Annotated in this window: 21 protein-coding genes and 1 pseudogene; 11 read left to right on the forward strand and 11 right to left on the reverse strand. The window is 72.1% G+C overall.

What is annotated here, in order from left to right; all coding sequences use genetic code 11:
• Nucleotides 1-2: 2 nt before the first annotated feature.
• From ACSUPV_RS12205 to ACSUPV_RS12225, 5 genes and pseudogenes are all read right to left on the reverse strand, one after another.
• Nucleotides 3-1,382 carry a cytochrome gene (locus ACSUPV_RS12205; protein ID WP_436947465.1) on the reverse strand — a complete coding sequence of 460 codons (1,380 nt, stop codon included), beginning with the start codon at nt 1,380-1,382 and terminating at the stop codon, nt 3-5.
• A gap of 63 nt (nt 1,383-1,445) precedes the next feature.
• On the reverse strand, nt 1,446-3,725 hold the full coding sequence (locus tag ACSUPV_RS12210; RefSeq protein WP_436949897.1) for a HelD family protein: 2,280 nt from the start codon (nt 3,723-3,725) through the stop codon (nt 1,446-1,448).
• A 143-nt stretch (nt 3,726-3,868) separates the two neighbouring features.
• A pseudogene (locus ACSUPV_RS12215) lies at nt 3,869-4,182 on the reverse strand (thioredoxin family protein).
• Nucleotides 4,179-4,592, reverse strand: a complete 414-nt coding sequence (locus ACSUPV_RS12220) for a MerR family transcriptional regulator (RefSeq protein ID WP_436947466.1) — start codon at nt 4,590-4,592, stop codon at nt 4,179-4,181. The pseudogene ACSUPV_RS12215 and the gene ACSUPV_RS12220 overlap by 4 nt, the downstream one beginning before the upstream one ends.
• Before the next feature lie 29 nt (nt 4,593-4,621).
• On the reverse strand, nt 4,622-5,131 hold the full coding sequence (locus tag ACSUPV_RS12225) for an Lrp/AsnC family transcriptional regulator (RefSeq protein WP_359786501.1): 510 nt from the start codon (nt 5,129-5,131) through the stop codon (nt 4,622-4,624).
• A 45-nt stretch (nt 5,132-5,176) separates the two neighbouring features.
• Here ACSUPV_RS12225 and ACSUPV_RS12230 point away from each other — a divergent pair, with 45 nt between their 5' ends.
• Both ACSUPV_RS12230 and ACSUPV_RS12235 read left to right on the forward strand, forming a co-directional pair.
• Entirely contained in the window at nt 5,177-6,091 is a 915-nt protein-coding gene (locus tag ACSUPV_RS12230) for an NAD-dependent epimerase/dehydratase family protein (RefSeq protein ID WP_436947467.1), read from the forward strand.
• A 1-nt stretch (nt 6,092) separates the two neighbouring features.
• Entirely contained in the window at nt 6,093-6,992 is a 900-nt protein-coding gene (locus tag ACSUPV_RS12235; protein WP_037766554.1) for an aldo/keto reductase, read from the forward strand.
• On the opposite strand, the gene ACSUPV_RS12240 is transcribed toward ACSUPV_RS12235, so the two are convergent.
• Complete coding sequence (locus ACSUPV_RS12240; RefSeq protein ID WP_436947468.1) at nt 6,989-8,659, reverse strand: DHA2 family efflux MFS transporter permease subunit; 1,671 nt, start codon at nt 8,657-8,659, stop codon at nt 6,989-6,991. The genes ACSUPV_RS12235 and ACSUPV_RS12240 overlap by 4 nt on opposite strands.
• A 108-nt stretch (nt 8,660-8,767) precedes the next feature.
• Here ACSUPV_RS12240 and ACSUPV_RS12245 point away from each other — a divergent pair, with 108 nt between their 5' ends.
• Nucleotides 8,768-9,385 carry a TetR/AcrR family transcriptional regulator gene (locus tag ACSUPV_RS12245; protein WP_031116380.1) on the forward strand — a complete coding sequence of 206 codons (618 nt, stop codon included), beginning with the start codon at nt 8,768-8,770 and terminating at the stop codon, nt 9,383-9,385.
• 81 nt (nt 9,386-9,466) lie between these two features.
• Here the strand turns inward: ACSUPV_RS12245 and ACSUPV_RS12250 are convergent, their stop codons facing one another.
• A complete protein-coding gene (locus tag ACSUPV_RS12250) occupies nt 9,467-10,861 on the reverse strand; it encodes a cation:dicarboxylate symporter family transporter (protein ID WP_436947469.1) in 1,395 nt (464 codons plus the stop codon).
• 177 nt (nt 10,862-11,038) lie between these two features.
• Between ACSUPV_RS12250 and ACSUPV_RS12255 the strand changes: the two genes are divergently transcribed.
• From ACSUPV_RS12255 to ACSUPV_RS12280, 6 genes are all read left to right on the forward strand, one after another.
• Nucleotides 11,039-12,763: a sensor histidine kinase gene (locus tag ACSUPV_RS12255; protein WP_037766562.1), complete on the forward strand. Its 1,725-nt coding sequence runs from the start codon at nt 11,039-11,041 to the stop codon at nt 12,761-12,763.
• Nucleotides 12,760-13,449 carry a response regulator gene (locus ACSUPV_RS12260; protein WP_031116384.1) on the forward strand — a complete coding sequence of 230 codons (690 nt, stop codon included), beginning with the start codon at nt 12,760-12,762 and terminating at the stop codon, nt 13,447-13,449. Before ACSUPV_RS12255 ends, ACSUPV_RS12260 begins: the two co-directional genes overlap by 4 nt.
• A gap of 121 nt (nt 13,450-13,570) precedes the next feature.
• Complete coding sequence (locus tag ACSUPV_RS12265) at nt 13,571-14,938, forward strand: extracellular solute-binding protein (protein ID WP_031116385.1); 1,368 nt, start codon at nt 13,571-13,573, stop codon at nt 14,936-14,938.
• 10 nt (nt 14,939-14,948) lie between these two features.
• A complete protein-coding gene (locus ACSUPV_RS12270; RefSeq protein ID WP_037766565.1) occupies nt 14,949-15,869 on the forward strand; it encodes a carbohydrate ABC transporter permease in 921 nt (306 codons plus the stop codon).
• 6 nt (nt 15,870-15,875) lie between these two features.
• A complete protein-coding gene (locus tag ACSUPV_RS12275) occupies nt 15,876-16,715 on the forward strand; it encodes a carbohydrate ABC transporter permease (RefSeq protein ID WP_031116387.1) in 840 nt (279 codons plus the stop codon).
• Between the two features lie 61 nt (nt 16,716-16,776).
• Nucleotides 16,777-17,697: a zinc-binding dehydrogenase gene (locus tag ACSUPV_RS12280; protein WP_031116388.1), complete on the forward strand. Its 921-nt coding sequence runs from the start codon at nt 16,777-16,779 to the stop codon at nt 17,695-17,697.
• Between the two features lie 481 nt (nt 17,698-18,178).
• Here the strand turns inward: ACSUPV_RS12280 and ACSUPV_RS12285 are convergent, their stop codons facing one another.
• Complete coding sequence (locus ACSUPV_RS12285; RefSeq protein ID WP_382616238.1) at nt 18,179-19,516, reverse strand: enolase C-terminal domain-like protein; 1,338 nt, start codon at nt 19,514-19,516, stop codon at nt 18,179-18,181.
• 38 nt (nt 19,517-19,554) lie between these two features.
• Nucleotides 19,555-20,892 carry a gluconate:H+ symporter gene (locus tag ACSUPV_RS12290; protein WP_037766571.1) on the reverse strand — a complete coding sequence of 446 codons (1,338 nt, stop codon included), beginning with the start codon at nt 20,890-20,892 and terminating at the stop codon, nt 19,555-19,557.
• Between the two features lie 157 nt (nt 20,893-21,049).
• Here ACSUPV_RS12290 and ACSUPV_RS12295 point away from each other — a divergent pair, with 157 nt between their 5' ends.
• Entirely contained in the window at nt 21,050-21,841 is a 792-nt protein-coding gene (locus tag ACSUPV_RS12295; RefSeq protein ID WP_037766573.1) for an IclR family transcriptional regulator, read from the forward strand.
• Between the two features lie 36 nt (nt 21,842-21,877).
• Here ACSUPV_RS12295 and ACSUPV_RS12300 read toward each other — a convergent pair whose 3' ends face one another.
• The gene (locus ACSUPV_RS12300) at nt 21,878-22,303 is read right to left on the reverse strand and encodes a PPOX class F420-dependent oxidoreductase (protein WP_037766633.1); all 426 of its coding nucleotides are present in this window, start codon (nt 22,301-22,303) and stop codon (nt 21,878-21,880) included.
• 201 nt (nt 22,304-22,504) lie between these two features.
• Between ACSUPV_RS12300 and ACSUPV_RS12305 the strand changes: the two genes are divergently transcribed.
• The gene (locus ACSUPV_RS12305) at nt 22,505-23,272 is read left to right on the forward strand and encodes a helix-turn-helix domain-containing protein (protein ID WP_051649176.1); all 768 of its coding nucleotides are present in this window, start codon (nt 22,505-22,507) and stop codon (nt 23,270-23,272) included.
• On the opposite strand, the gene ACSUPV_RS12310 is transcribed toward ACSUPV_RS12305, so the two are convergent.
• A complete protein-coding gene (locus ACSUPV_RS12310) occupies nt 23,269-24,294 on the reverse strand; it encodes an ATP-dependent 6-phosphofructokinase (RefSeq protein WP_031116394.1) in 1,026 nt (341 codons plus the stop codon). The genes ACSUPV_RS12305 and ACSUPV_RS12310 overlap by 4 nt on opposite strands.
• Between the last annotated feature and the right edge of the window lie 58 nt (nt 24,295-24,352).

A 24,352-nucleotide genomic window follows, 5' to 3' on the forward strand; every position in this document is an offset into this window, starting at 1 on the left:
GTTCAGCCCTGCCCCCGGAACATCATCCTTCTGAGCCCGGCCAGCAGGCCCCTGGTCCGGCGGTCCGGTTCCCGGGGCACGCCGCCGCGGTGCCGCGACGGGGGCCGGGCCATCTCGTAGCGCACCGGCAGCAGGCGCAGGCCCCGCACCACCGGGCCCGTCCGCCAGGGCAACTGGTCGGGCGGAAGGGTGAGTTCCACGGTGGTGAGGTGGTCGAGGATGCGGCCCACCGCCTGCGCCACGAGCACGCCGGCGAGTTCCCGCGCGGCCGTGGGGCACTGGTGCTGGCCGGCGCCCCAGCCCAGGTGGGAGCGGGTGCTGAGGGCCGGGTCGACCAGGCGCGAGGTGCCGATCGCGAGGAGGTCCTGGTGGGCGGCGGCGGCCGACGGCGAGACCGCGTCCCCGGCCCGGATCCAGTAGTTGCCGAGCGGGGTGTCCCGCGCGGCGAAGCGGAAGCACATGTTGGCGACCGGCGGGTTGGCGAGCGCCGCCCGGTCGACCGTCTCGCTCAGCTGCCCCGCCGACAGGCTGCGGCGGACCGTGGCGTTGCCGCGGATGACCTCCAGCAGGGTGTTGAGGACCATGTTGCCGGTGATGTCGTTCAGGTAGACCGCGTTCATGAACAGCTCCCGGCCCAGCTGTTCGTCGGACAACCGCGGGTCGGCCAGCAGCAGGTACGAGGTGAGGTCGTCGCCGGGTCGGGCGCGGCGGTGGGCGGCGAGCCGGGTGAAGGCCGCCAGGGCCCGGGTGGTGGCGGGCTCGGCGCCCGGGCCGCCGTCGAGCATCCGCCACAGGTCCATGACGAGTTCGTCGCCGAGGTCCACGGGGCAGCCGAACAGTTTCGTGGTGACCATGAGCAGCAGCGGCCGGGTGTACTGGGCGCCCAGGTCGGCGAAGCCGGCCGAACCGGACTCGGCGGCCAGCAGCGCCACGAGGTCGTCGGCGTACCGGGAGACGGCGGCCCGGAGCTCCCAGCCCTGCGGGCCGCGCGCCTCCTGGAAGGGCCGCAGCGCCGTGTGCAGGGTCTGGCGGGCGGCGCGGTGCTCCTCGTCGTCCATGAACATCGTCTGCCGCACCTCGTATCCGGCCAGCAGCGGCCAGCCGGACGGCAGTTCGCCCTGGGCGCGGGCCCGCCAGTAGCGGATGTCGCGCCGCCAGAGGTACTCGTTGCGGAGCACGTCGAGGACCTCGCGGTAGTCGAGGACGAGCCACACGGGCACGCCCATCAGCCCGACCGGCGCCACCGGGCCGTGGCGGCCGCGCAGCCGCCGGTAGACGGCTCCGGGGTCGGCGTCGAACTCCGAGGTGAGCAGCGGTTCGACGGGCAGCGATCCGAGGACCGGGCGGTCGTCCGGCGCGGCCGCGTAGGGCTGGGCTTCCATACGGCAACGCATACCGCACCGGACGTGCACGGGCAGTGACTACACCACGAACCGTTACCGCTCCTACACGAAGGCGTCCGCCAGCGCCCTGGGCAGCGGCCCGGTGTGCAGGACGCCGAGCCGCTGCGTGGCCCGGGTCAGGGCCACGTACAGGTCGCTGGTGCCGTAGCGGCCGGGCTCGACCACGAGGACGGAGTCGAACTCCAGGCCCTTGGCCTGGCGCGGGTCGAGCAGCACGACGGTCTGCGTGAGGTCGGGTTCGGCGCCCGCCGTCACGCCGTCCAGCCGGGCCGCGATGCCCCGGTGGAGGTCGCGGGGCGCGATCACCGCGAGCCGCCCCTCGGCCGGCGTGAGTTCACCGACGGCCTTGGCGACGGCGCCGGGGAGGTCGTCGGTGGCCCGGGCCCAGGGCCGTACGCCCGTGGAGCGGACCGAGCTGGGCGGCTCGAACTCCGGGTTCTCGGCGCGGACCACGGCCGCCGCGACGTCCATGATCTCGGCGGGGGTGCGGTAGTTGACGCCCAGGCGGGTGTGCTCCCAGCGGTCCTCGACGTACGGGGCGAGGATGCCCGACCAGGAGCCGACTCCGGCCGCTTCCGCGGTCTGCGCCGGGTCGCCGACCAGGGTCATCGAGCGGGTGGGGCTGCGCCGCATCAGCAGCCGCCACGCCATCGGCGACAGCTCCTGCGCCTCGTCGACGATGATGTGCCCGAACGCCCAGGTGCGGTCGGCCGCGGCCCGTTCGGCGGCGCTGCGGTGGTCGTCCTCCTCGTGCCGCTCGGCGAACCGCTCGGCGTCGATGATGTCGTGCGCGGACAGCACCTCGGAGCTCTCGGGGTCGTCCTCCTCCTTGTCCTCGAACTCGTAGGTCCGGGACGCGTAGGACACGTCCAGTACGCCCTGCGCGTAGGCGATCTGCCGCTCCCGCTCGCGCGCGGCGCGCTCCCGGGCCAGCCGGTCGTCCTCGCCGAGGAGTTCGGCGGCCTCGTCGAGCAGCGGCACGTCGGCGACGGTCCAGCGCCGGGTCACCGGGCGGCGCACGGCGTCGGCGTCCTCGGCGGGCAGGAACTCCTCGGGCGCCGCGAGGAAGTCCGCGACGAGCCGCTGCGGGGTCAGCACCGGCCACAACTGGTCGATGGCGGCCCACACTTCGGGGTTCTCGGCGAGGTCGTCGCGGATCTGGGTGATGTCGCTGGGGTCGAGCAGGCTGGACCCGTCGAACGGGTCGGTGCCGATCCGCTCGGCGTACAGCTCGGTGAGGGTGTTGAGGATGTGGCCCTCGAAGTGCTCGCGGGCGGCGTTGTGCGGCAGCTTGGCGGCGCGGGTGCGCTCGCGGGCGACGTTGACCAGCCCGTCGTCGAGCATGAGGACCTCGCGGTCGTGCTCGATGGCGATGACTGGGTCGGGCAGCGCCTGCCGGCTGCGGACGACCTCGGCGAGCACGTCGGCCATGCCGGCCCGGCCCTTCACGGCGGCCGCCTCGGGCGGGTCGGTCGCGGTCGCCTTCACGCCCGGGTACAGCTCGCCCACGGTCGCGAGGAGCACGCCGGTCTCACCCAACGAGGGCAGCACCTCGCCGATGTAGCCGAGGAACGCCGGGTTGGGCCCGACGATCAGCACCGCGCGCTTGGCCAGCAGCTCGCGGTGCTCGTAGAGCAGGTAGGCGGCGCGGTGCAGTGCGACGGCCGTCTTGCCGGTGCCCGGGCCGCCCTCCACCACCAGGACGCCGCGGTGCGGGGCGCGGATGATGCGGTCCTGGTCGGCCTGGATGGTCTGCACGATGTCGCTCATGCGGCCGGTGCGGGCCGAGTTCAGCGCGGCGAGCAGCACGGCGTCGCCCGTGGGGTCCTCGTGGCCGGTGCGGGTCTCGTCGCCGAGGTCGAGGATCTCGTCGTGCAGATGGGTGACCCTGCGGCCGTCGGTGGCGATGTGCCGCCGGCGCCTCAGGCCCATCGGGGTGTGGCCGGTGGCCAGGTAGAAGGGGCGGGCGACGTCGGCGCGCCAGTCGATGAGGACGGGCGTGCGCTCGGCGTCGTCGGTGCGCAGGCCGATGCGGCCGATGTGATGGGTGACGCCCGAGGTGAGGTCGATCCGGCCGAAGCACAGGGAGCCGTCGACCGCGTTGAGCGCGGCGAGCAGCCCGGAGCGCTCCGCCACGAGGATGTCCCGCTCCAGTCTGGCCTGCATGGGGGTGTTGCCCTGCGCGAGCGCGTCCGTGACGGAGGTCTCGGCGTCGCCGCGCAGCGCGTCCACGCGCGCGTACAACCCGTCGATGAATTCCTGTTCCTGCCGCAATTCATCGTCCGGAAATTCGGTGTTTGACAATTCCGCTCCCGCCCGGATATACTGTGCTCACTGAACTTCTCCGTGACCTCATTCGACGTGAAGTCACGAACAAACAAATATACGCAAGGAAATCCCCCGGGCGCAATTGCCCGGGGGATTTCCTCGTGTCGGGGCGGTCGTCCACAGCACGTCGCGCTCGTCTACAGCACGTCGGACAGCTCCTCCAGCAGCGCCGCTTGGCCCGCGCGCCGACCATGGACTTCACGGGTTCGCCGTCGCGGAACACCAGGAACGTCGGCATGGACAACACCTTGTAGGCGTTGGTGGTCAGCGGATTGTGGTCCACGTCCAGCTGCACCACCTTCAGCCGCTCGCCCTCCTCGGAGGCGAGGGCCTTGAGCACCGGCGCCATCTGCCGGCAGGGCGGACACCAGTCGGCGGTGAACTCCACCAGGACCGGCAGGTCCGCGCCGACCACCTCGGCCTCGAAGTCCGCGTCCGTCACCTCGGTCACCATGTGTGCCTCCCCAGCTCGCAACCGGGCTCCGGACCTCCCGGAGCCTCCGCCTCGGCGGCCAGCTCGGCCCGCGCCAGCTGCCGGGCGACCGTCTCCCGCACGCTGCTCAGCTGGCCGATCAGCGTGTCGAGTTCGTCCAGCTTGCGCCGGTAGACCGCGAGGGACGCCGGGCACGAGTCGCCCTCGGGGTGCCCGGCGCGCAGGCACTCCACGAACGGCCGCGTCTCCTCCAGGTCGAACCCGAAGTCCTGCAGCGTCCGGATCTGCCGCAGCAGCTTCAGATCGCTCTCGTCGTAGGTCCGGTAACCGTTGCCCTCACGCCGCGCGGGCAGCAGCCCCCGCGCCTCGTAGTACCGCAGCGTCCGCGTCGTGGTCCCGGCCCGTGCGGCCAGCTCGCCGATTCGCATGCGCTCGAACGTAATCCTTGACCCCGGCGTCAAGGCAACAGCGGTTTCCGCTCCACCGGCGAGGTCAGCACGATCGAGGTCGTGGTGCGGCCCAGTGCGGAGATCTCCTCCAGGACCTCCTCCAGGTGGACGGTGTCCCGGACGGCGACCTTGAGGAACCAGCAGTCCTCCCCGACCACGTGGTGCGCCTCGGTGATCTCGGGCCGCTCGATCAGCTCCAGGGTCCTGGGGTGCTTCAGGTTGTAGCCGCCGTGCGGGTCGACCCGGACGAACGCCTGGATGCCGTAGCCGAGCCGGGCCGGCACGACGTGGGCGCCGTAGCCGCTGATGACGCCCGCCGCCTCCAGTCGCCGCACCCGCTCGGTGACCGCCGCCGGGCTGAGCCGGACCCGGCGGCCCAGCTCGCTGAACTTGATCCGGCCGTCGCTCTGGAGCAGTTCGAGGATCTGCCGGTCCAACGCGTCGAACGCCGCCGATGTTTCGTCGGCAGCGGCCCGCAGATGCCGTGGTTCTTTCGGCGTGGCGGCCTGAACTCCCATGGTTCCCCCTTCAGGGCGTGGATGTGCGCCGGGAGAATTATGGTCATGGAAAAGGCCCTGGAGACCCTGGTCATCGGCGGGAACCGCTACGTCGGAAAGCGACTCATCGCACGGCTGCTCGGCACGGGGCACCGTGTCACCGTGCTGAACCGGGGCTCCGCCCCGCCACCCGCCGGGGTCGAGCACCTGGTCGCCGACCGGGACGACGAGCGGTCGCTGACCGGCGCGCTCGGCTCCCGCGTCTTCGACGCCGTCGTCGACCAGGTCTGCTACACACCGCGCCAGGCGGCGATCGCCCGCCGCGTCTTCGACGGCCGTACGCGCCGCTATGTGATGACCTCGACGGTCGAGGTGTACGAGTACGAGGACTCCCCCGCCCTCGTGCGTGAGGAGGCCGTCGATCCGGCCACCGTCACGGTCGGCCTCGAACTGCCCTGGGACGAGCCCGCGTTCCGGGAGGCGCACTACGGGGAGGGCAAGCGGCAGGCCGAGGCGGTCCTCGCGGCCGGCGGCCCGGCGTTCCCGTACACGGCGGTGCGGGTCGCCCATGTGCTGGGCGGGGACGACGACTTCACCGGGCGGCTGGCCCACTACGCCGACCGGATGCGCGCCGGCGAGCCGATCGCCGTCCCGGCCGTGAACCGTCCGGCCACCTACGTGTACGTCGAGGAGATCGCGCGCTTCCTGGCCTGGGCGGCGGGCGCGGACTTCACCGGGCCGGTGAACGCCGCCTCCCACGGGACGCTGACCACCGAGGAGTTGTGCGAGGCGGTGGCGGCGCACGTGCCGGGCGGCCGGGCCGTGTTCCGGCCGGTCGAGGTCGGCGAGGTCTCGCCGTTCTCCTTCCGCCGCTCCTACGGCATGGACAACGCCCGGGCCGCCCGGCTCGGCTTCACCTTCACCGACGCCCGGCAGTGGCTGCCGACGGCCGTCGCCGAGACCCTCGGGAAGGGCGCCTGACGTGCGGTACAGAACACTGGGCGGGGTGCGGGTGAGCGCGGTCGGGCTCGGCGCGATGCCGCTGTCCATCGAGGGCCGGCCGGACGAGGCCCGCGCCCTGGCGACCGTGCACGCCGCGCTCGACGCGGGCGTGACCCTCCTGGACACCGCCGACTCGTACCATCTGCCGGGCGCGGAGCCCGGCCACAACGAGCGTCTGGTGGCCCGCGCGCTGGCCGCCCACGGCGGTGACACCTCGGACGTCCTGGTGGCCACGAAGGGCGGCCGGGGCCGTCCGGCCGGCGGCGACTGGACGGTGAACGGCTCCCCCGCCCACCTCAAGGCCGCCGCCGAGGCGTCGCGCAAGCGGCTCGGCGTCGAGGCGATCGGCCTCTACCAGCTGCACAAGCCGGACCCTTCCGTGCCGTTCGAGGAGTCGGTCGGCGCGCTGCGCGAGCTGCTCGACGCGGGCACGATCCGGCTGGCCGGAGTGTCCAACACGGACGCGGAGCAGATCCGCCGGGCCCGCGTGATCCTCGGCGACCGGCTGGTGTCGGTGCAGAACCGCTACTCCCCCGCCGTCCGGGACAGTGAGCCCGAGCTGCGGCTGTGCGCCGAACTGGGACTGGCGTTCCTGCCGTGGAGCCCGCTGGGCGGGCTGGCCCGCAGTTCCCTGGACGGGCCCTCGCGGACGGAGGGGGCGCAACGCTTCGCCGCCTTCCACGAGGTCGCGGCGGAACGCGGCGTCAGCCCGCAACGGGTCGGGCTGGCCTGGCTGCTGACCCGTTCCCCGGCCGTGATCCCGATCCCCGGGGCGAGCCGGCCGGAGACGGCCCGGGACTCGGCCGCCGCGGCGGACCTGCTCCTCAGCGCGGAGGAGCGGGCACGCCTGGACGAGTCGGCCGCGCCGGTCCCGGCCTAACGGGCCCCCGCGGACTCCGGTTCCCGGTCCTCGGCGGGCTCGGCCGCGGGCTTGTCCCTGCCGGGCAGCAGCAGCGCCACGATCACCGTGCCGACGCCCAGGACCACCGCACCGACCAGACTGGTGTGGGCGACGGCGTCGGCGAAGGAGGAGCCCACGGCGTCGGCCATCTGCCGGGCGCCGTCGGCCAGTTGCCCGGCCTGCGCCTTGAGCCGCTCCGCCTGCTGCGGGTCGCTCGCGTGCCCCGCCTGCTCGGCCAGTTGCCGTGCCTTGTCGCCGATGCCCTGCGCCACGGCGTATCCGGCGCCGACGGAGTCCTGGGCCGTCTCCAGGGAGGACGCGGGCAGCTCGCTCCCGGCGGTGGCGTCCGAGAGGTGACCGGAGTACGACGTCGCCAGCAGCGAGCCGAGGACGGCGATGCCGAGCGAGCCGCCCAGCTCCAGCGAGGTGTCGTTCACCGCGCCGCCGACCCCCAGCTCGGACTCCGGGAACGCCCCCATGATCGCGTCCGTGCAGGGCGACAGCGCGAGCCCGATCGCGAGCCCGAGGACGACCAGGGGCGCGACGAAGTCGCCGTACGACGACCCGGAGTCGACCTGGGTGAGCAGCGCCAGGGCGGCCGTACCGCCGACCATGCCGGCCGTCACGGTCCACTTCATGCCGACCCGGGGGGTCAGGTAGCCCGTGAGGGCCGAACCCACGAAGACGGCTCCGGCCAGCGGCAGCATGCGCACGCCGGTGTCCAGGGCGTCGTAGCCGAGGACGAACTGCAGGTGCTGGGTGAGGTAGTAGAAGGCGCCGAAGACCGCCAGGAAGAACAGCGCGACGGCGAGGTTGGAGCCCGCGAACCGGCGGTCGGTGAAGCGGCGGACGTCGAGCAGCGGGCGCGGATGCCGCAGCTCCCACACCACGAAGGCGACGAGTCCGGCGCCCGCGACGACCGCGGCCGTGATCGCCTCGGCGCCCCAGCCGAAGTGCGGCCCCTCGATGATCATGTAGACCAGTGCCGCGATCCACACCACGGACAGCAGCCCGCCGCCGTAGTCGATGCGCCCCCGGTCGGCGGCCCTGGACGGCGGCACGAGGACGAACGCGCCGACGACGGCCAGGGCGGCGACGGGGACGTTGATGAGGAACGTGGAGGACCAGCCGTGGTGCTCCAGCAGGGCCCCGGCGACGAGCGGCCCGGCCGCGATGGCGAGCCCGGCGGTTGCGGTCCACAGGGTGATGGCCTTGGCGCGCTCGGCCCGCGGGAAGGTCGCGGCCAGCAGGGACAGCGTGGCGGGCATGATCATCGCGGCGCCGGCGCCCATCACGGCACGGGCGGCGATGACCGCCGTGGCGCTGCCGGCGAGGTACCCGGAGACCGCGCCGCCCCCGAACACCACGAGACCGAGGACGAGCGCGCCCCGGCGGCTGTACTTGTCGCCGATCGCGCCGAGCAGCAGCATCAGCGCGGCGTACGGGACGGTGTAGCCGTCGATGACCCACTGCAGGTCGGCGCTGGACAGGCCGAGGTCCTCGGTCATGTCGGGCGCGGCGACGGTGAGGGCGGTGTTCGCCATCACGATGATCAGCAGGCTCAGGCAGAGCACGAGGAGCGCCCACCAGCGGCGGGCGTAGGGGCGGTCCGTCCCCTCGACCGGTTCGGTCATGACGAGTCGCATGGCAGGGTTGCCTTCCTCGTTGATTTGCACATGGGTGTGCATTTACACAACGCTGTGCAATCTACGCCGTTGCACAGCGCTGTGCAAATCGATCGGGGGAAGGGCACAATGGCGTCCATGACCACGGGCAACACCAGCCGCGCCGACGCCAACCGGCGCCGCATCCTCGACGTCGCCCTCGCCGAGCTGCTGCGGGACCCCGACGCCTCCATGGACCAGATCGCCCGCGCCGCGGGCGTCGTACGGCGGACCGTCTACGGGCACTTCCCGAACCGCGAGGCGCTGATCAGCACGCTCGTCGACGAGGCGGTCGCGGCCCTGTCGGCCGCGCACACGGCGGGCCGCGAGGGGGTGCGGGACCCGGCGGAGGCCGTGGCGCGCTCGGTGCTGGCGGTGTGGGAGATCGCCGACCGCTACCGGCTGCTGGTCGCGCTCGCCCAGCGCACGGTCACCATGCAGGGCATCCGGGAACGGCTCGCGCCCGTCCGGGAGGAGAGCGTCAGGCTGTTGCGGCGCGGCCTGGACGAGGGCGTCTTCAGCTCACCGCTGCCGGCGCCGGCCCTGGCCTATGTGCACGAGCAGACGCTGATCGCCGTCCTGGAGGCGGTGAACGACGGCCTCCTGACAGCACGAGAGGCGGGCCGCTGCGCCGCGGTCACCGTCCTGACCGCGGCGGGCGTGCCCGCCTCGATGGCCACCGAGCTGGTGGCGAAGCTGAACGATTGATCTTTCGCGAGGCAGGGACCGGGCGGCTGGGCGACGGGGGGACACCCAGCCGCCCGGAGTCTCGCGGGGGCGGCGCGGCCGTCAGGCCTTCGCCAGCTCCTTCTCGCCGCCCTGCTCGGGCACCTCGACGTGGTCGTCGGGGGCCGGGCCGCCGTGCCCGTCGTCCAGCAGCGTCTTCTCGTCGAAGGGCAGCTGTCCGGCGAGGACCTGGTTGACGCGGTCCTTGTCGATCTCCTTCGTCCAGGTGCCGATCAGCACGGTGGCCACGGCGTTGCCGGCGAAGTTGGTCAGGGCGCGGGCCTCGCTCATGAAGCGGTCGATGCCGACGATGAGGCCGATGCCGTCCACCAGGGCCGGCTTGTGCGACTGCAGACCACCGGCCAGGGTCGCGAGACCGGCACCGGTGACACCGGCGGCGCCCTTGGAGGCGACCAGCAGGAAGAGCAGCAGCGGGATCTGCTCGCCGACGGACATCGGGGTGCCCATGGCGTCGGCGATGAACAGGGACGCCATGGTCATGTAGATCATGGTGCCGTCGAGGTTGAAGGAGTAGCCGGTCGGGACGGTGATGCCGACCACCGGCTTGCTGACGCCCAGGTGCTCCATCTTCGCGATGAGCCGCGGCAGCGCGGACTCGGAGGAGGAGGTGGACAGGATCAGCAGGAACTCGCGGCCGAGGTACTTGAACAGCGTGAGGATGTTCAGCCCGGAGATCACGCGCAGCAGGATGCCGAGCACGATGAAGACGAAGAGGAAGCAGGTGACGTAGAAGCCGAGCATCAGCACGGCGAGGCTCTTGAGCGCGTCCAGGCCGGCGGAGCCGGTGACGGCGGCGATGGCGCCGAAGGCACCGATCGGGGCGGCCCACATCACCATCGCGAGGATGCGGAAGACGAGCCGCTGGATGTGCTCGATGCCGCGCAGGATCGGCTGGCCGGCCGAGCCCATGCCCTGCAGCGCGAAGCCGGCGAGCAGCGCGATCAGCAGGGTCTGCAGGACCGACTCGTTGGTGAAGGCGGAGACGATCGTGGTCGGGATGATGCCGAGCAGGAACTCCGTGGTGCCCTTGGCCTCGGCGTCGACCTGCGCGTGACCCGCGTCCTTGACGGCGTCGGTCACCGCCAGGCCCGTGCCCGGCTCCAGGATGTTGCCGACGACCAGGCCGATGCCCAGCGCGATCAGCGACATCACCGTGAAGTAGCCCAGGGCGATACCGCCGACGGCGCCGACCTTGGCGGCCTTCCGTACCGAGCCGATGCCCAGCACGATCGTGCAGAAGATGATCGGCGAGATCATCATCTTGATCAGGTTCACGAAGCCGGTTCCGATCGGCTTCAGTCCGACGGCGAAGTCGGGTGCGGCCAGACCCACCGCGATACCGGCGGCGACGGCGATGATCACCGCGATGTACAGATAGTGCGTGCGGTCCCGCTTGGCTCGGGGTGCGGCAGGTGCCGTATCGGCTGCGCTGGTCACGGCGGCCCTCCTTGACGACGTCGTCGGCATCACCGGCGTGCGGCTCACGTCCGGGAAACAGGGAGCGGGGCTCCCGGAGATGCGTTATGGGGAATGCCGTGACTATGTCCTGCTCTGTGAGCGCGGTCACCCTTCCGTTCATTTAGTTCACAATCAGCCACGGGGCAGACTGGCGGCATGCGCCTCACCGTCCCCGGTCCCCGCAGCCTGGCGGGCCAGCTCTTCGCCATGCAGGCCGTTCTGATAGCGGTCGTCGTGGCCGGATACGCGCTGTTCACTTATGTCAGCGACCGCAGCCAGGCCGAGGAGGCCGCGAGGCGCCAGGCCAGGGCGGTGGCGCGGTCCGTCGCCGACTCCCCCTCCGTGCTGGCGGCGACCCGCACCTCCGACCCGACCGCCCAGCTCCAGCCGTACGCGCTGAAGGTGATGCGGGACACCGAGGTCGACTTCATCACGATCATGAACCCGCGGGGCATCCGCTGGACGCACCCCGACCCGGACCAGATCGGCCAGAGGTTCCAGGGGCACACCGAGAAGGCCCTGCGGGGCCAGACCTTCACCGAGACCTACACCGGCACGCTCGGCCCCTCGGTCCGCGCGGTCACCCCGATCCAGGACGGCCGGAAGGTGGTCGGCCTGGTCAGCGCGGGCATCCGGGTCGAGGAGATCACCCAGCGGGTGCAGGACCAGCTGACGGCCCTGCTCGGTGTCGCGGCCGGCGCCCTGGCGCTGGGCGCCGTCGGCACGTACGTCATCAACGCCCGGCTGCGCCGCCACACCCACGGCATGAACGCCGCCGAGCTGAGCCGCATGCACGACTACCACCAGGCCGCACTGCACGCGGTACGCGAGGGGCTGCTGATGCTGGACGGGCAGTACCGTGTGGCGTTGATCAACGACGGAGGGCGGGAGTTGCTCGGCGTGGCCGGGGACGTGGTGGGCAGGTCGGTGGCGGAGCTGGGGCTGCCCGCCCCGCTGACGGGTGCGCTGCTGGCGTCGGAGCCGCGGGTGGACGAGGTGCATCTGACGGCGTCCCGGGTCCTGGTGATCAACACCTCGCCGGTGTCGGGCGGCGAGCGGCGCGGTACGGTCGTCACCCTGCGTGATGTGACCGAACTCCAGTCGCTGATGGGCGAGTTGGACTCCGAGCGGGGCTTTACGCAGGCGCTGCGCTCGCAGGCGCACGAGGCGGCGAACCGGCTGCACACGGTCGTCTCGCTGATCGAGCTGGGCCGGGCGGACGAGGCGGTGGAGTTCGCGACGGCCGAGCTGGAGCTGGCGCAGGCACTGACCGACCAGGTCGTGGCGGCGGTGAGCGAGCCGGTGCTGGCGGCGCTGCTGCTGGGCAAGACGGCCCAGGCGAACGAGCGGGGCGTGGAGCTGATGGTGTCGGAGGACAGCCGACTGGACGACGGACTGCTGCCGGATTCCCTGCCGGCGCGGGACCTGGTGACCATCCTCGGCAATCTGATCGACAACGCCGTTGACGCGGCGCAGGGCAGCGTGCGGGCGCGGGTGACGGTGTCGGCCTACACCGAGGACGCCGACGACGTGGGCGACGCCGGGGACGCCCGGGACACGGAGAGCGCGCGGGAGCCGCTCGGTGCCCCCGAGCTGGTGATGCGGGTCTCGGACACGGGCCCGGGTGTGGACCCGGCGCACGCCGAGGCGGTCTTCGAGCGGGGCTTCTCGACGAAGCCGGCGGGCCCGGGCGGCCGGGGCCTGGGGCTGGCGCTCGTCCAGCAGGCGGCGCAGCGGCACGGCGGGACGCTGACGGTGACGCGGGCCGACGGCGGCGGGGCGGAGTTCGAGGTACGGCTCCCGCTGCGGGAGTCCGGCGCGGTCGCCGGGCGGACGACGTCCGGGACCCCGGTGTCCAGAGGCGCTGGAGGCGACGCATGACGAGCAGCGAGAAGGCCATCCGCGTCCTGGTCGTGGAGGACGACCCCGTGGCCGCCGACGCCCACGTCCTGTACGTCGGCCGGGTCCCCGGCTTCGTCGCCGTGGGCAAGGCGCACACGGGCGCGGAGGCCCGCCGGGCCCTGGACCGCACGCCGGTGGACCTGCTCCTGCTCGACCTGCACCTCCCCGATGTGCACGGCCTGCAACTGGCCCGCTCCCTGCGGGCGGCCGGCCACCACGCCGACGTGATAGCGGTGACGTCGGCCCGCGATCTGGCGGTCGTCCGCGAGGGCGTCTCGCTCGGGGTCGTGCAGTACGTCCTGAAGCCGTTCACCTTCGCGACCCTGCGCGACCGGCTCGTGCGGTACGCGGAGTTCCACGCGGCGGTCGGCGAGGCGAGCGGCCAGGACGAGGTGGACCGGGCGCTCGCGGCCCTGCGCGCCCCCGGCCCGGCCGCCCTGCCCAAGGGCCTGAGCGCGCCCACGCTGGAGCGGGTGACGATCGCCCTGCGCGACAGCGCGGAGGGCCTCACGGCCGCGGGCGTGGCCGAGACGGTGGGCATCTCCCGCATCACGGCCCGCCGTTACCTGGAGCACCTGGTCGACGCGGGCCGCGCGGCACGCCGTCCGCAGTACGGCACGGTGGGGCGGCCGGAGCTCCAGTACCGCTGGGTCACGGGCCAGTGACGGTCCCTCAGTCATCCGATGGAACCGCCGCACACGCATTGACCTGACTAGACCACTCAACTTAGGTTCACGACGCAGCCGTCCCGGCCACAACGAAGTGCGCCCGTAGGAGGTCGTGCCCGTGCGCCCCACCGCCGCCCTCACCCCCCTCGTCGCCCTGGTCGTCGCCGCCACCGCCCTCACCGCCTGCGGCGGGGGCTCCGGCAGCGACCCGGACACCGTGAAGGTCTCCTTCAAACAGTCCACGGACAACTCCGTGAAGGTGATGGACACCTACCTCGCGGACATCAAGAAGCAGTTCGAGAAGGCCCACCCCGGCAAGAAGGTCGAACTGGTTCCGATCAAGGCCCCGGACTCGGAGTACTACACCAAGCTCCAGCAGATGCTCCGCTCCCCCAAGACCGCCCCCGACCTGGTCTACGAGGACACGTTCCTCATCAACTCCGACATCACCAGCGGCTACTTGAAGCCCCTCGACCCCTACCTCGCCAAGTGGCCCGACTGGAACCGGTTCATGGACACGGCGAAGGCGGCGGCCCGGGGCGAGGACGGCAAGACGTACGGCGTCCCCGACGGCACGGACACGCGCGGCCTGTGGTTCAGCAAGGACATCTTCGCCAAGGCCGGCCTGCCCGCCGACTGGCAGCCGAAGACCTGGAACGACGTCCTCACCGCGGCCCGCACCATCAAGCGGAAGGTCCCGGGCGTCATCCCCCTCAACGTCTACACGGGCAAGCCGGTCGGCGAGGCCGCCACCATGCAGACGTTCGAGATGCTGCTCTACGGCACGAACGACGGCTCCACGGACCCCCTGTACGACAAGGCGAGCAAGAAGTGGATCGCCGGCGGGCAGGGCTTCGAGGACGCGCTCGCCTTCGTCGAGACGGTCTACAAGGAGAAGCTCGGCCCGGACGTCTCCGACGCCCTCGACCCCAACGTCATGACCCGCGTGCGCGGCGAGTGGCTCCCGCAGGGCGAGCTGGGCATCGCCCTCGACGGCTCCTGGCTCCCGCAGGACTGGCTGCCCGGCAGCGGCCACGAGTGGCCCGAGTGGTCGGAGGAACTGGGTCTGGCCGCCATGCCGACCCAGCACGGCCAGGCGCCCGGCAAGGTGAGCATGTCCGGCGGCTGGACCTGGTCGATCCCCGCCAAGGCGGCCAACCCGGACCTGGCGTTCGAGTTCATCAGGACGATGCAGACCAAGGCCAACGCGCAGAAGTGGTACATCGCCAACTCGGGCATCGCGGTCCGCGAGGACGTCGCCGAGGACCCCGCGTACGTCGACGCCCAGCCCGGCATCAAGTTCTTCACCGACCTGGTGGCCTCCACGCACTACCGCCCCGCCTACCCGGCCTATCCCAAGGTCTCCACGGCCATCCAGGAGGCGATGGAGAGCGTGACCACGGGCGACGCGTCGGCGGACGAGGCGACGAGCGCCTACACGGACGCGCTGAAGGACGCCACCGACAACCAGGTGGTCGAACGGTGAGCGAGGGCCGATGACCGCCACCGCACCCCACCCCCGGCTCACCAAGGCCCCCACGGACCCGCACCCGGCACGCGGCCCCCGCCTGCCGGTGCGGATCCTCCCCCTGGCCCCCGCCGTCGTCCTCCTGCTCCTCTTCCTGGCCGGCCCGATCGCCTACTGCGTCTACATCGCCTTCACGGACCTCCAGCTCACCGGCCAGGCCCGGGAGTCGTTCGTCGGCCTCGACAACTTCACCCGGGCCCTCGGGGACGAGGAGTTCCGCAACGCCGTATGGCTGACGCTGGTGTTCACGGTCCTGTCGTCCCTGATCGGCCAGAACACCCTCGGCCTGGCGCTCGCCGCGCTGATGCAGCGCGCGTCGAAACCGGTCCGCACCCTCACCGGCGGCATCGTCGTCACGGCGTGGGTGCTGCCGGAGGTGGTGGCCGGCTTCCTCCTCTACGCCTTCTTCCGGCGCGAGGGAACACTCAACGCCATCCTGGACTGGCTGCACCTGCCCGCGCAGAACTGGCTGTTCACGCTGCCCATCCTGGCGGTGTCGTTCGCCAACGTCTGGCGCGGCACGGCGTTCTCGATGCTGGTCTACTCGGCGGCGCTGAACGAGATCCCGAAGGAGATCACCGAGGCGGCCGAGGTCGACGGGGCGGGCGGCTGGCGCCGCATGTGGCACATCACGCTGCCCATGATCCGCCGCTCCATCGGCACGAACCTGATGCTCAACACGCTCCAGACCCTCTCCGTCTTCGGCCTGATCTGGGTGATGACGAGGGGCGGCCCCGGCGGGCGGAGCCAGACGCTGCCCCTGTTCATGTACGAACAGGCCTTCCAGAACAGCCTGATCGGCTACGGCACGGCGGTCGCCCTGCTGCTGCTCGTGGTCGGCTCCCTCTTCTCCCTCGTCTACCTGCGCCTGCTGCGGACGGAGGTCTGACCCGTCATGGCCCTCACCCTCGCCTCCCGCCGCACGACCCGCCGCCTCGCCGCGGACGCGGGCCTCCTGGTGGTCGCCGCCGCGTTCGTCCTCCCCCTGGCCTGGGTCGTCCTCTCGGCCCTCGACCCCCGGGCGAATCTGCGGGTGAAGACACCCGACGGCCTCACCCTGGCCAACTTCGACGCGATCCTCACCCCCGAGATCACCTTCACGCCGCTCCTCAACAGCCTGATCCTCTGCGGCGGCGCGACGCTGCTGACGGTGGTCTGCGCGGCCCTGGCGGCCTACCCGCTGTCCCGCTTCCGCTCCCGCTTCAACCGCCCGTTCCTGCTGACGATCCTCTTCGCCACCAGCCTGCCCATCACAGCGATCATGGTCCCGGTCTACGCGCTGTTCGTGCGGGTGGACCTGATCGACACCATGCACGGCACGATCTTCTTCTTCGCCGCGTCGCAACTGCCGTTCGCGATCTGGCTGATGAAGAACTTCATGGACGGCGTGCCGAAAGAGTTGGAGGAGGCGGCGTGGACCGACGGGGCGTCGTCGACGCAGTCGCTGCTGCGGATCGTCCTGCCCCTGATGGGCCCCGGCGTGGCCGTCGTGACGGTCTTCTCCTTCGTCATGATGTGGGGCAACTTCTTCGTCCCCTTCATGCTCCTGCTCACGCCCGACCAGATGCCCGCGTCGGTCAGCATCAACGACTTCTTCGGCAACCGGGGGATGGTGGCGTACGGGCAGCTGGCCGCGTTCTCCCTCGTGTACTCCACGCCGGTGATCCTCTTGTACGTCCTGATCGCCAGGCGTCTGGGAGGGGGCTTCGCCCTGGGCGGGGCGGTGAAGGGCTGAACGGCGCCGGGAAGCCGGTGGGCGTGTCCGCTGTTGCATGTCGTGAACCCAAGGGGGAGACATGTCAGTTCGCGCTCTGGTCGTCGATCCGTCCGCACCGGCCGCCGTCCGTCTCGGCGAGGTCGCCGACCCCGTGCCCGGGCCGGACGAGGTCCTGGTGGAGGTCTCGCACGCCTCGTTGAACTACGGCGACCTCAACGACGCCCGTTCCGGGCGGGTCCCGGTGGGCGCGGTGCTCGGTTCGGACGCGGCCGGAGTGGTCGTCCGGGCCGCGGCCGGGGGCGACGGGCCCGCGGTGGGCACGCGGGTGGTGGCCCTGACCACCGGGGCGTTCGCCGAGCGCGTCGCGATCGGCGTGGGCGCGCTCGCCGAGGTGCCCGAGGGCCTGGAGATGGCGAAGGCGGCGGCCCTGCCGGTCGCGGGAGTGGCGGCCCTGCGCGCGCTGCGGTCCGCCGGGCTCGGACCGGGCCGCAGGGTGCTGGTCACCGGGGCGTCCGGCGGGGTCGGCCGGTACGCCGTCCAGCTGGCGGCGCGGGCCGGTGCGGAGGTGATCGCGTCGGTGGGCTCGGCCGCCCGTGCGGAGGGGCTGGCCGAGGCCGGCGCCGACGAGGTGCTGATCGGGCTGGAGGGCCTCCGGGAACCGGTGGACCTGGTCATCGACAGCGTCGGCGGACCGCAACTGGTCGCGGCCTGGGAGCTGCTCGCTCCCGGAGGCAGTGTCCAGAGCGTCGGCTGGACGTCCGGGGAACCGGCGGTCTTCCCGCCGTACGCGACCGTCGGCCCGGCCAAGTCGCTGTCCTCCTTCGTCATCGAGGGCGAGGCGGGCGCGGACCTGGCCGTCCTCACCGAGCTGGCGGCCGAGGGCACCCTCACCGTCGAGACCGGCTGGCAGGGCCCGTGGACCCGCTTCGACGAGGCGGCCGAGGCACTACGAGGACGCCGCGTCCGCGGAAAGGCGGTGTTGGAGGTGGCGTCCCGGTAGCGGGGACCGGGTGCCGGTAGCGGGGACCGGGTGCCGGTGGCGGGGGGCCGTGGTTCAGGTGGCGGGGGGCAGGGCCCCCGTAGCGGGGGCAGGGTCCCGGCAGGGGTCAGAGTCCGGTAGCGGGGCCAGGGTCCCGGTAGGGGCAGGCTCCCCGTAGCAGGGGCCAAGGTCCCCATCGCGGGGCCAGGGTCCCGTGGCGGGGGAAGGGTCCCGGCAGGGGTCAGAGTCCGGTAGCGGGGTCAGAGTCCCGGTAGGGGACAGGGCCCCCGTAGCGGGGCCCTGCGCCCCGGAACAGCGGCCGGCGCCCCGGTGGCAGGAGCTGGTGTCCCCGAGCAACAGCGCGCGCCCTGGCAGCAGAGGACGGCGCCCCGGAGCAACGGCCGGGTTCCCGGCACCAGAGGGCCAGGGGCAGCCCGGCCGCTCCCCCAGCGCCCAGCCCTCCAGCCCCGGGCCCGTCACCCGCCCTCGCCGGCCCGGGCGGCTACCGCACCAGGCACGGCCGCTTCGCGTCGAACGACCAGTCCGGGACGAGGTACCGCATCGCCACCGCGTCGTCCCGAGCCCCCAGCGCCTTCTCCCGGTACAGCTCGTGCGCCGCCAGCAGCCGGTCCATGTCGAGCGCGACGCCCAGCCCCGGCGCGTCCGGGACCGCGACCTCCCCGTCCACGATCAGCGGCGGATCCACCGTCAGCCGTTCCAGCCCCTCCTGCCAGATCCAGTGCGTGTCCAGCGCGTTGTACTCCCCCGGCGCCGCCGCCCCGCAGTGCGTCACCATCGCCAGCGAGATGTCGAAGTGGTTGTTGGAGTGGCACCCCCACGTCAGCCCCGTCGCGTGGCACAACTGCGCCACCCGCACCGACCCCTGCATCGTCCAGAAGTGCGGATCGGCCAGCGGGATGGACACCGACTGCAGAGCCAGCGCGTGGGCCAGCTGACGCCAGTCCGTCGCGATCATGTTGGTCGCGGTGGGCAGCCCGGTCGCCCGGCGGAACTCCGCGAGGATCTCCCGCCCCGAGTAGCCGCCCTCCGCGCCGCACGGATCCTCGGCGTACGCCAGCGTCCCCACCAGCGGCCGGCACAGTTCGACCGCCTCGCGCAGCGACCAGGCCCCGTTGGGGTCGAGGGTGATCCGGGCGTCGGGGAACCGCCGCTTGAGCGCCCGCACGGCCGCGACCTCCTCCGCTCCCTCCAGCACACCCCCCTTGAGCTTGAAGTCCCGGAACCCGTACAGCTCGTACGCCGCCTCGGCCTGCCGCACGATCGCCTCCGGCGACAGCGCCTCCTCGTGCCGCACCCGGTACCACTCCACCGGGGAGCCCGGCTCACGGACGTACTCCAGGTCGGTCCGGTCCGGGTCACCCACGTAGAACAGGTAACCCAGCACCCGTACGGACTCCCGCTGCTGCCCGTCCCCGAGCAGCGCCGCCACGGGCACGTCGAGGTGCTGCCCGAGGAGGTCGAGCAGCGCCGACTCGACGGCCGTCACCGTGTGCACCGTGGTCCGCAGGTCGAACGTCTGCGCACCCCGCCCACCGGCGTCGCGATCGGCGAACCGTTCCCCGATCTCCCGCAGCACCCGCTTGTAGTCCCCCACCTTCGCCCCGACGACCAGCGACTCGGCGTCCCGCAGCGTCCGGGTGATCTTCTCCCCGCCGGGCACCTCCCCCAGCCCGGTCCGCCCCTCGGAGTCGGTGAGGACGACGACGTTGCGGGTGAAGTACGGCCCGTGCGCCCCGGAGAGGTTCAGCTCCATGCTGTCCCGCCCCGCGACCGGATAGACGGCGAACGCCGTGACGACCGGCTGCCGACCGCTGCTCATCGGTTGCCCCATCAGTTGCCCCTTCACAGAAGTGTGGTTCACACACCGAGAACGTCGAGAACCCACTCGCCCACCAGCACCCCGCCCAGCCCGAGCACGGCCAGCACGGTCGTGTAGGACGTGCGGACCTTGATCGCCTCGATGACGGAGAGGTTGAAGTACTCCTTGAACAGCCAGAACCCGGGGTCGTTCACATGCGAGAACGCGATGGAGCCGCAGGCGACGGCCAGCACCATCACCTCCGGGTGCACCCCGCTGCCCGCGAGCAGCGGCAGCGCCACCCCGGACGCCGTCACGACGGCCACCGTGGCCGAGCCGAGCGCGATGCGCAGGATGACGGCGACGAGCCAGGCGAGGACGATCGGCGAGATGGACCAGCCGTCGGTGGCGTCCTTGATGTAGTCGGAGATCCCGCCTTCGACGAGGACGTTCTTGAAGGCCCCGCCCGCGCCGATCACCAGCAGGATCATCGCCATCGCCTGGGCCGCCGAGGTGCAGGAGGCGCCCACGTCGCTCAGGCTGCGCCCGATCCGGGGCCCGAACGCCCACACGGCCAGACACAGCGTCAGCAGCAGGGCGATCGGCGCCGAGCCCACGAACGCGACGACGTTCAGCAGCGGGGCCTCCCCGGTCGCGGCCATGTCGGTCACCGCGGCGGCCACGATCAGCACCACGGGGAACAGCGCCACGCACAGCGACCAGCCGAGCCCCGGCATCTCCTCCTCGGTGAACTCCCGCTCGCTGACGAGCCCCTTGGGGATGGACGGCGTCAGCCGCGCGACGAACGGCAGGCGGGGCCAGGTCAGGGCGATGAGCGCCCCCGCCGGCACGGCGATGAACAGGCCGTAGAACAGGGTCAGTCCGACGGAGGCGTGGAAGGTCGCGGCGACCGCGGTGGGCCCGGGGTGCGGCGGCAGGAAGCTGTGCATGGTGGACAGCGCGATGGACATCGGCAGCCCGACCCACAGCAGCTTCGCCCCGGTCACCCTGACCAGCGTGAACGCGATCGGCACGATGATGATGAACGCGACCTCGTAGAACATGGTCACACCGATCAGCATGGCCGTGACCACCATGGCCACCTGCACCCACCGCGGGCCGAAGGCGTCGAGGAGCCTGCCGGCGATCCGCTGGGCGGCACCCGAGTCCCCCATCACCCGGCCGACCATGGCGCCGAGCCCGATGGTCAGCATGGTGTCGCCGATCTGGTCCCCGATGCCTTCGGAGAGGACGTCCGGGATGGTCGCCACGGGGACGCCCTGGACGAGCGCGACCCCGACCGCCACCAGCAGCAGCGCCGCGAAGCCGTTCAGTCTCAGCCTGGTCATGAGGAGCAGCAGGATCAGAACGCTGATCCCGACGACGAGCAGAGGCAAGGCAGTTCCCCTTTGAACCGGTGCGCCGACGAGCGCGCGACGACTCCCATCCCCGTATGCAGATGGCGTCCACGTATGCAGATGGAGGTTAAGTGGGTGAACGACAGGGGTCAATGGCCGGGCGATCACGAATTACGGAGGGACCTACGATGAGCGCATGGAGGGGAACAGCAGGGGCGTCCGCGGCGTGAAGTCGGCGGCCCGGACTGTCGCACTGCTGGAACTGCTCGCCGAGCGCGGAGAGGAGCCCTCACGCCTCGACCAGCTCGCGGCGGAACTCCGGGTGCCGCGCAGCAGCATGTACCAGCTGCTCCAGACGCTCGTCGACGCCGGCTGGGTCCGCACGGACGCCACCGGCTCCCTCTACGGCATCGGGATCCGCGCGCTGCTCACCGGCACCGGCTACCTGGACGGGGACCGCCGCATCCGACTGGTCCGCCCGTACCTCGACGAGGCGTCGGACGCGCTGGGCGAGACCATCCACCTGGCACGGCTCGACGGCCGGGACGTCGTCTATCTCGCCACCCGCGAGTCCCACGAGTACCTGCGCACCATCAGCCGGGTCGGCCGCCGCGTCCCGGCGCACGCGGGGGCGCTCGGCAAGGCCCTGCTCGCCGAGCGCCCCGACGACGAACTGCCTTTCGGTGACGAGCCGTTGACCGCCCTCACGGAGAACACGCACACCGACCGTGCCGCACTCCTCGCCGACCTGGCCGGGGTGCGCGAGCGCGGCTACTCCATCGACCGCGAGGAGACGGTGCCCGGCATCGCCGGCTTCGGCTTCGCCCTGCGCTACGGCACACCGGTCGTCGACGCCATCAGCTGCTCGGTGCCGGTGGCGCGGCTGACGCGGGAGCACGAGGAGCGCATCGTCGCCGTGATGCGGGACGTCAGGGCCAGGATCGAGTCCCGGCCGCCACCGGCCTCGGGAACGCCCGACTGGCGTTAGCGCCCGCCGGGCACGGGCCGTCCGCCGAGGCGATCGTCAGCCGGCCGCCCCCTCGGGCAGGATCCCCGGCCGGAACGGCTCGACGCCCTCCAGGCGGCGCACCCGCGTCGGTTCGATCAGCAGCATCACCCGGCGCTCGCCGGGCAGCAGCCACGGGTACCGGTCCTCGCCGAGGTACTTGCGCGCCAGCCGGTCCATCGCCCGCTCCGCCTCGTCGCCCTCCACGAAGCGGACGACCTTCCCCCGGACCTCCGCCCGGTCGTACGGGTTGGCGGGGTCGTGGTGGGACAGCGAAACGTACGGATTGCGCCGCAGATTCTCCTCCTTCACCCGCCCGATCGAGGTGTTGACCATGACGTACTCCCCTTCGAGGTCCGCCCACATGGGCGAGACCTGGGGTGCCCCGTCCGCTCCCACCGTCGCCAGGTGCCAGAAGTTCGGCGCGAGAAGCCGCTCGCGCATATGCTCGTTGAGCTTGCCGTTCACGTGAGTCACTGCCTTTCCGGGCCCACGACCGGCGGACCCGGCGCCATCCTCGCCCCGCCCCCGCCCCGGCCGACAGACGATCTTCGGCCCCGGTCGAACCCGCCGGTAGCCGTAGGTTCCTACAATCCGTGATCCTGGCCGAACAGACCGTAGTCGCCGCTGCCCCGCGCCCCTAGCTTGTGGCCCGTGCGCCGACCTTCACCCCATGCGAGCGAGTCCTCCCCCACGACCACGACCCCGCCCTTCGACGCCGCCGCGGCCCGCCGCCTGCGCGTGGCCCTCGGCATGACCCCCGAGCACGTCGCCCACGGCATGCGCGTCTCGTACGGGCACCCCCATGTCTCCCCGGACCACGTCATCGCCTGGGAGCGCGGGATCACGGCCCCGACCAACTCCGAACTCACCGCCCTCGCGGGCGTGCTGTGGTGCTCGCCCGCGGAACTCATCGGCAGACCGCGCACCCTGCGCGAGCATCGCATCGCCCGCTGCCTCGCCCCCGAGGACGTGGCCCGGGCCGTGGGGCACGACGTCCACAGCTACCTGCGCATGGAGGAGACCGACAGCTGGCGCGGCACCGACCGCCAGTCCGCCGCCCTCGCCGACCTGCTCGGACTCCGTCTGCCCGACTTCGTCGCCGTCACGGGCCGGAACGCCAAGCTCGGCGAACTGCTGCGCAGCGCGGTCACCACCCGCTGGCAGGCCTACGTGCGGCCGGTCGCGAAGGTCGTCCCCCTGGACCGGCCGTTCCTGGAGGGCGCCCTCCAGGCGCTGCACGAGGACTACCAGGGGCACATGGCCGCCACCCTGAGCTGGGGCGGCGGGGGCAGCGATGCGGGCGACGCCGGCCAGGAGTTCCTCTACCGGATCGTGGAGCACTTCTGGGCGAAGCTCCAGGACGACACCGCCCGGGAGGGGGTCCAGGGGGTGTCGTCCGGAGGCGTCTAGAAGACCGACTCGGCCTCGTCCATCCGGTCCTTCGGCACCGTCTTCAGCTCCGTCACGGCCTCCGCGAGCGGCACCATCACGATGTCCGTCCCGCGCAGCGCGGTCATCCTGCCGAACTGCCCCTGGTGCGCCGCCTCCACCGCGTGCCAGCCGAAGCGCGTGGCGAGCACCCGGTCGTAGGCGGTCGGGGTGCCGCCGCGCTGGACGTGGCCGAGAATGACCGGCTTGGCCTCCTTGCCGAGCCGGCGTTCCAGCTCGTGGGCGAGGGCGGTGCCGATGCCCTGGAAGCGCTCGTGGCCGAACTTGTCGATCGCGCCCTTGCCGTAGTCCATGGTGCCGTCGGCGGGGTGGGCGCCCTCGGCGACGCAGACCACCGCGAACTTCTTGCCGCGGGCGAACCGCTCCTCGACCATCTTGACGAGGTCGGCCGGGTCGAACGGGCGCTCCGGCAGGCAGATGCCGTGCGCACCGGCGGCCATGCCGGACTCCAGCGCGATCCACCCGGCGTGCCGGCCCATGACCTCCACGACCATCACCCGCTGGTGGGACTCGGCGGTGGTCTTCAGCCGGTCCATCGCCTCGGTGGCGACGCCCACCGCCGTGTCGAAGCCGAAGGTGCGGTCCGTGGAGGAGATGTCGTTGTCGATGGTCTTCGGGACGCCCACGACGGGCAGGCCCGCGTCGGACAGCATGCGGGCGGCCGTCAGCGTGCCCTCGCCGCCGATCGGGATCAGCGCGTCGATGCCGAACTCGTGGATCATGTCGGAGGCGTTCTCGCAGGCCTCGCGGAGCCGGTCGCGCTCCAGCCGGGACGAGCCGAGGATGGTGCCGCCGCGGGCCAGGATGCCGCTGACCGCGTTCAGGTCGAGGCTGCGGTAGCGGCCGTCCAGCAGGCCCGCGTAACCGTCTTCGAAGCCGATGACCTCGTCTCCGTAGTTGTCGACCGCCCGGTGCACGACCGACCGGATCACGGCGTTCAGGCCGGGGCAGTCGCCGCCTGCGGTGAGAACTCCGATACGCATCGTGCTGTGTCTCCTGCTCGCTGTTGATACCGGTGAGCCTCTGCCGATTGTTTCACGG

It is taken from the genome of Streptomyces sp. SudanB52_2052 (assembly GCF_964272415.1).
GTDB lineage: Bacteria > Actinomycetota > Actinomycetes > Streptomycetales > Streptomycetaceae > Streptomyces > Streptomyces olindensis.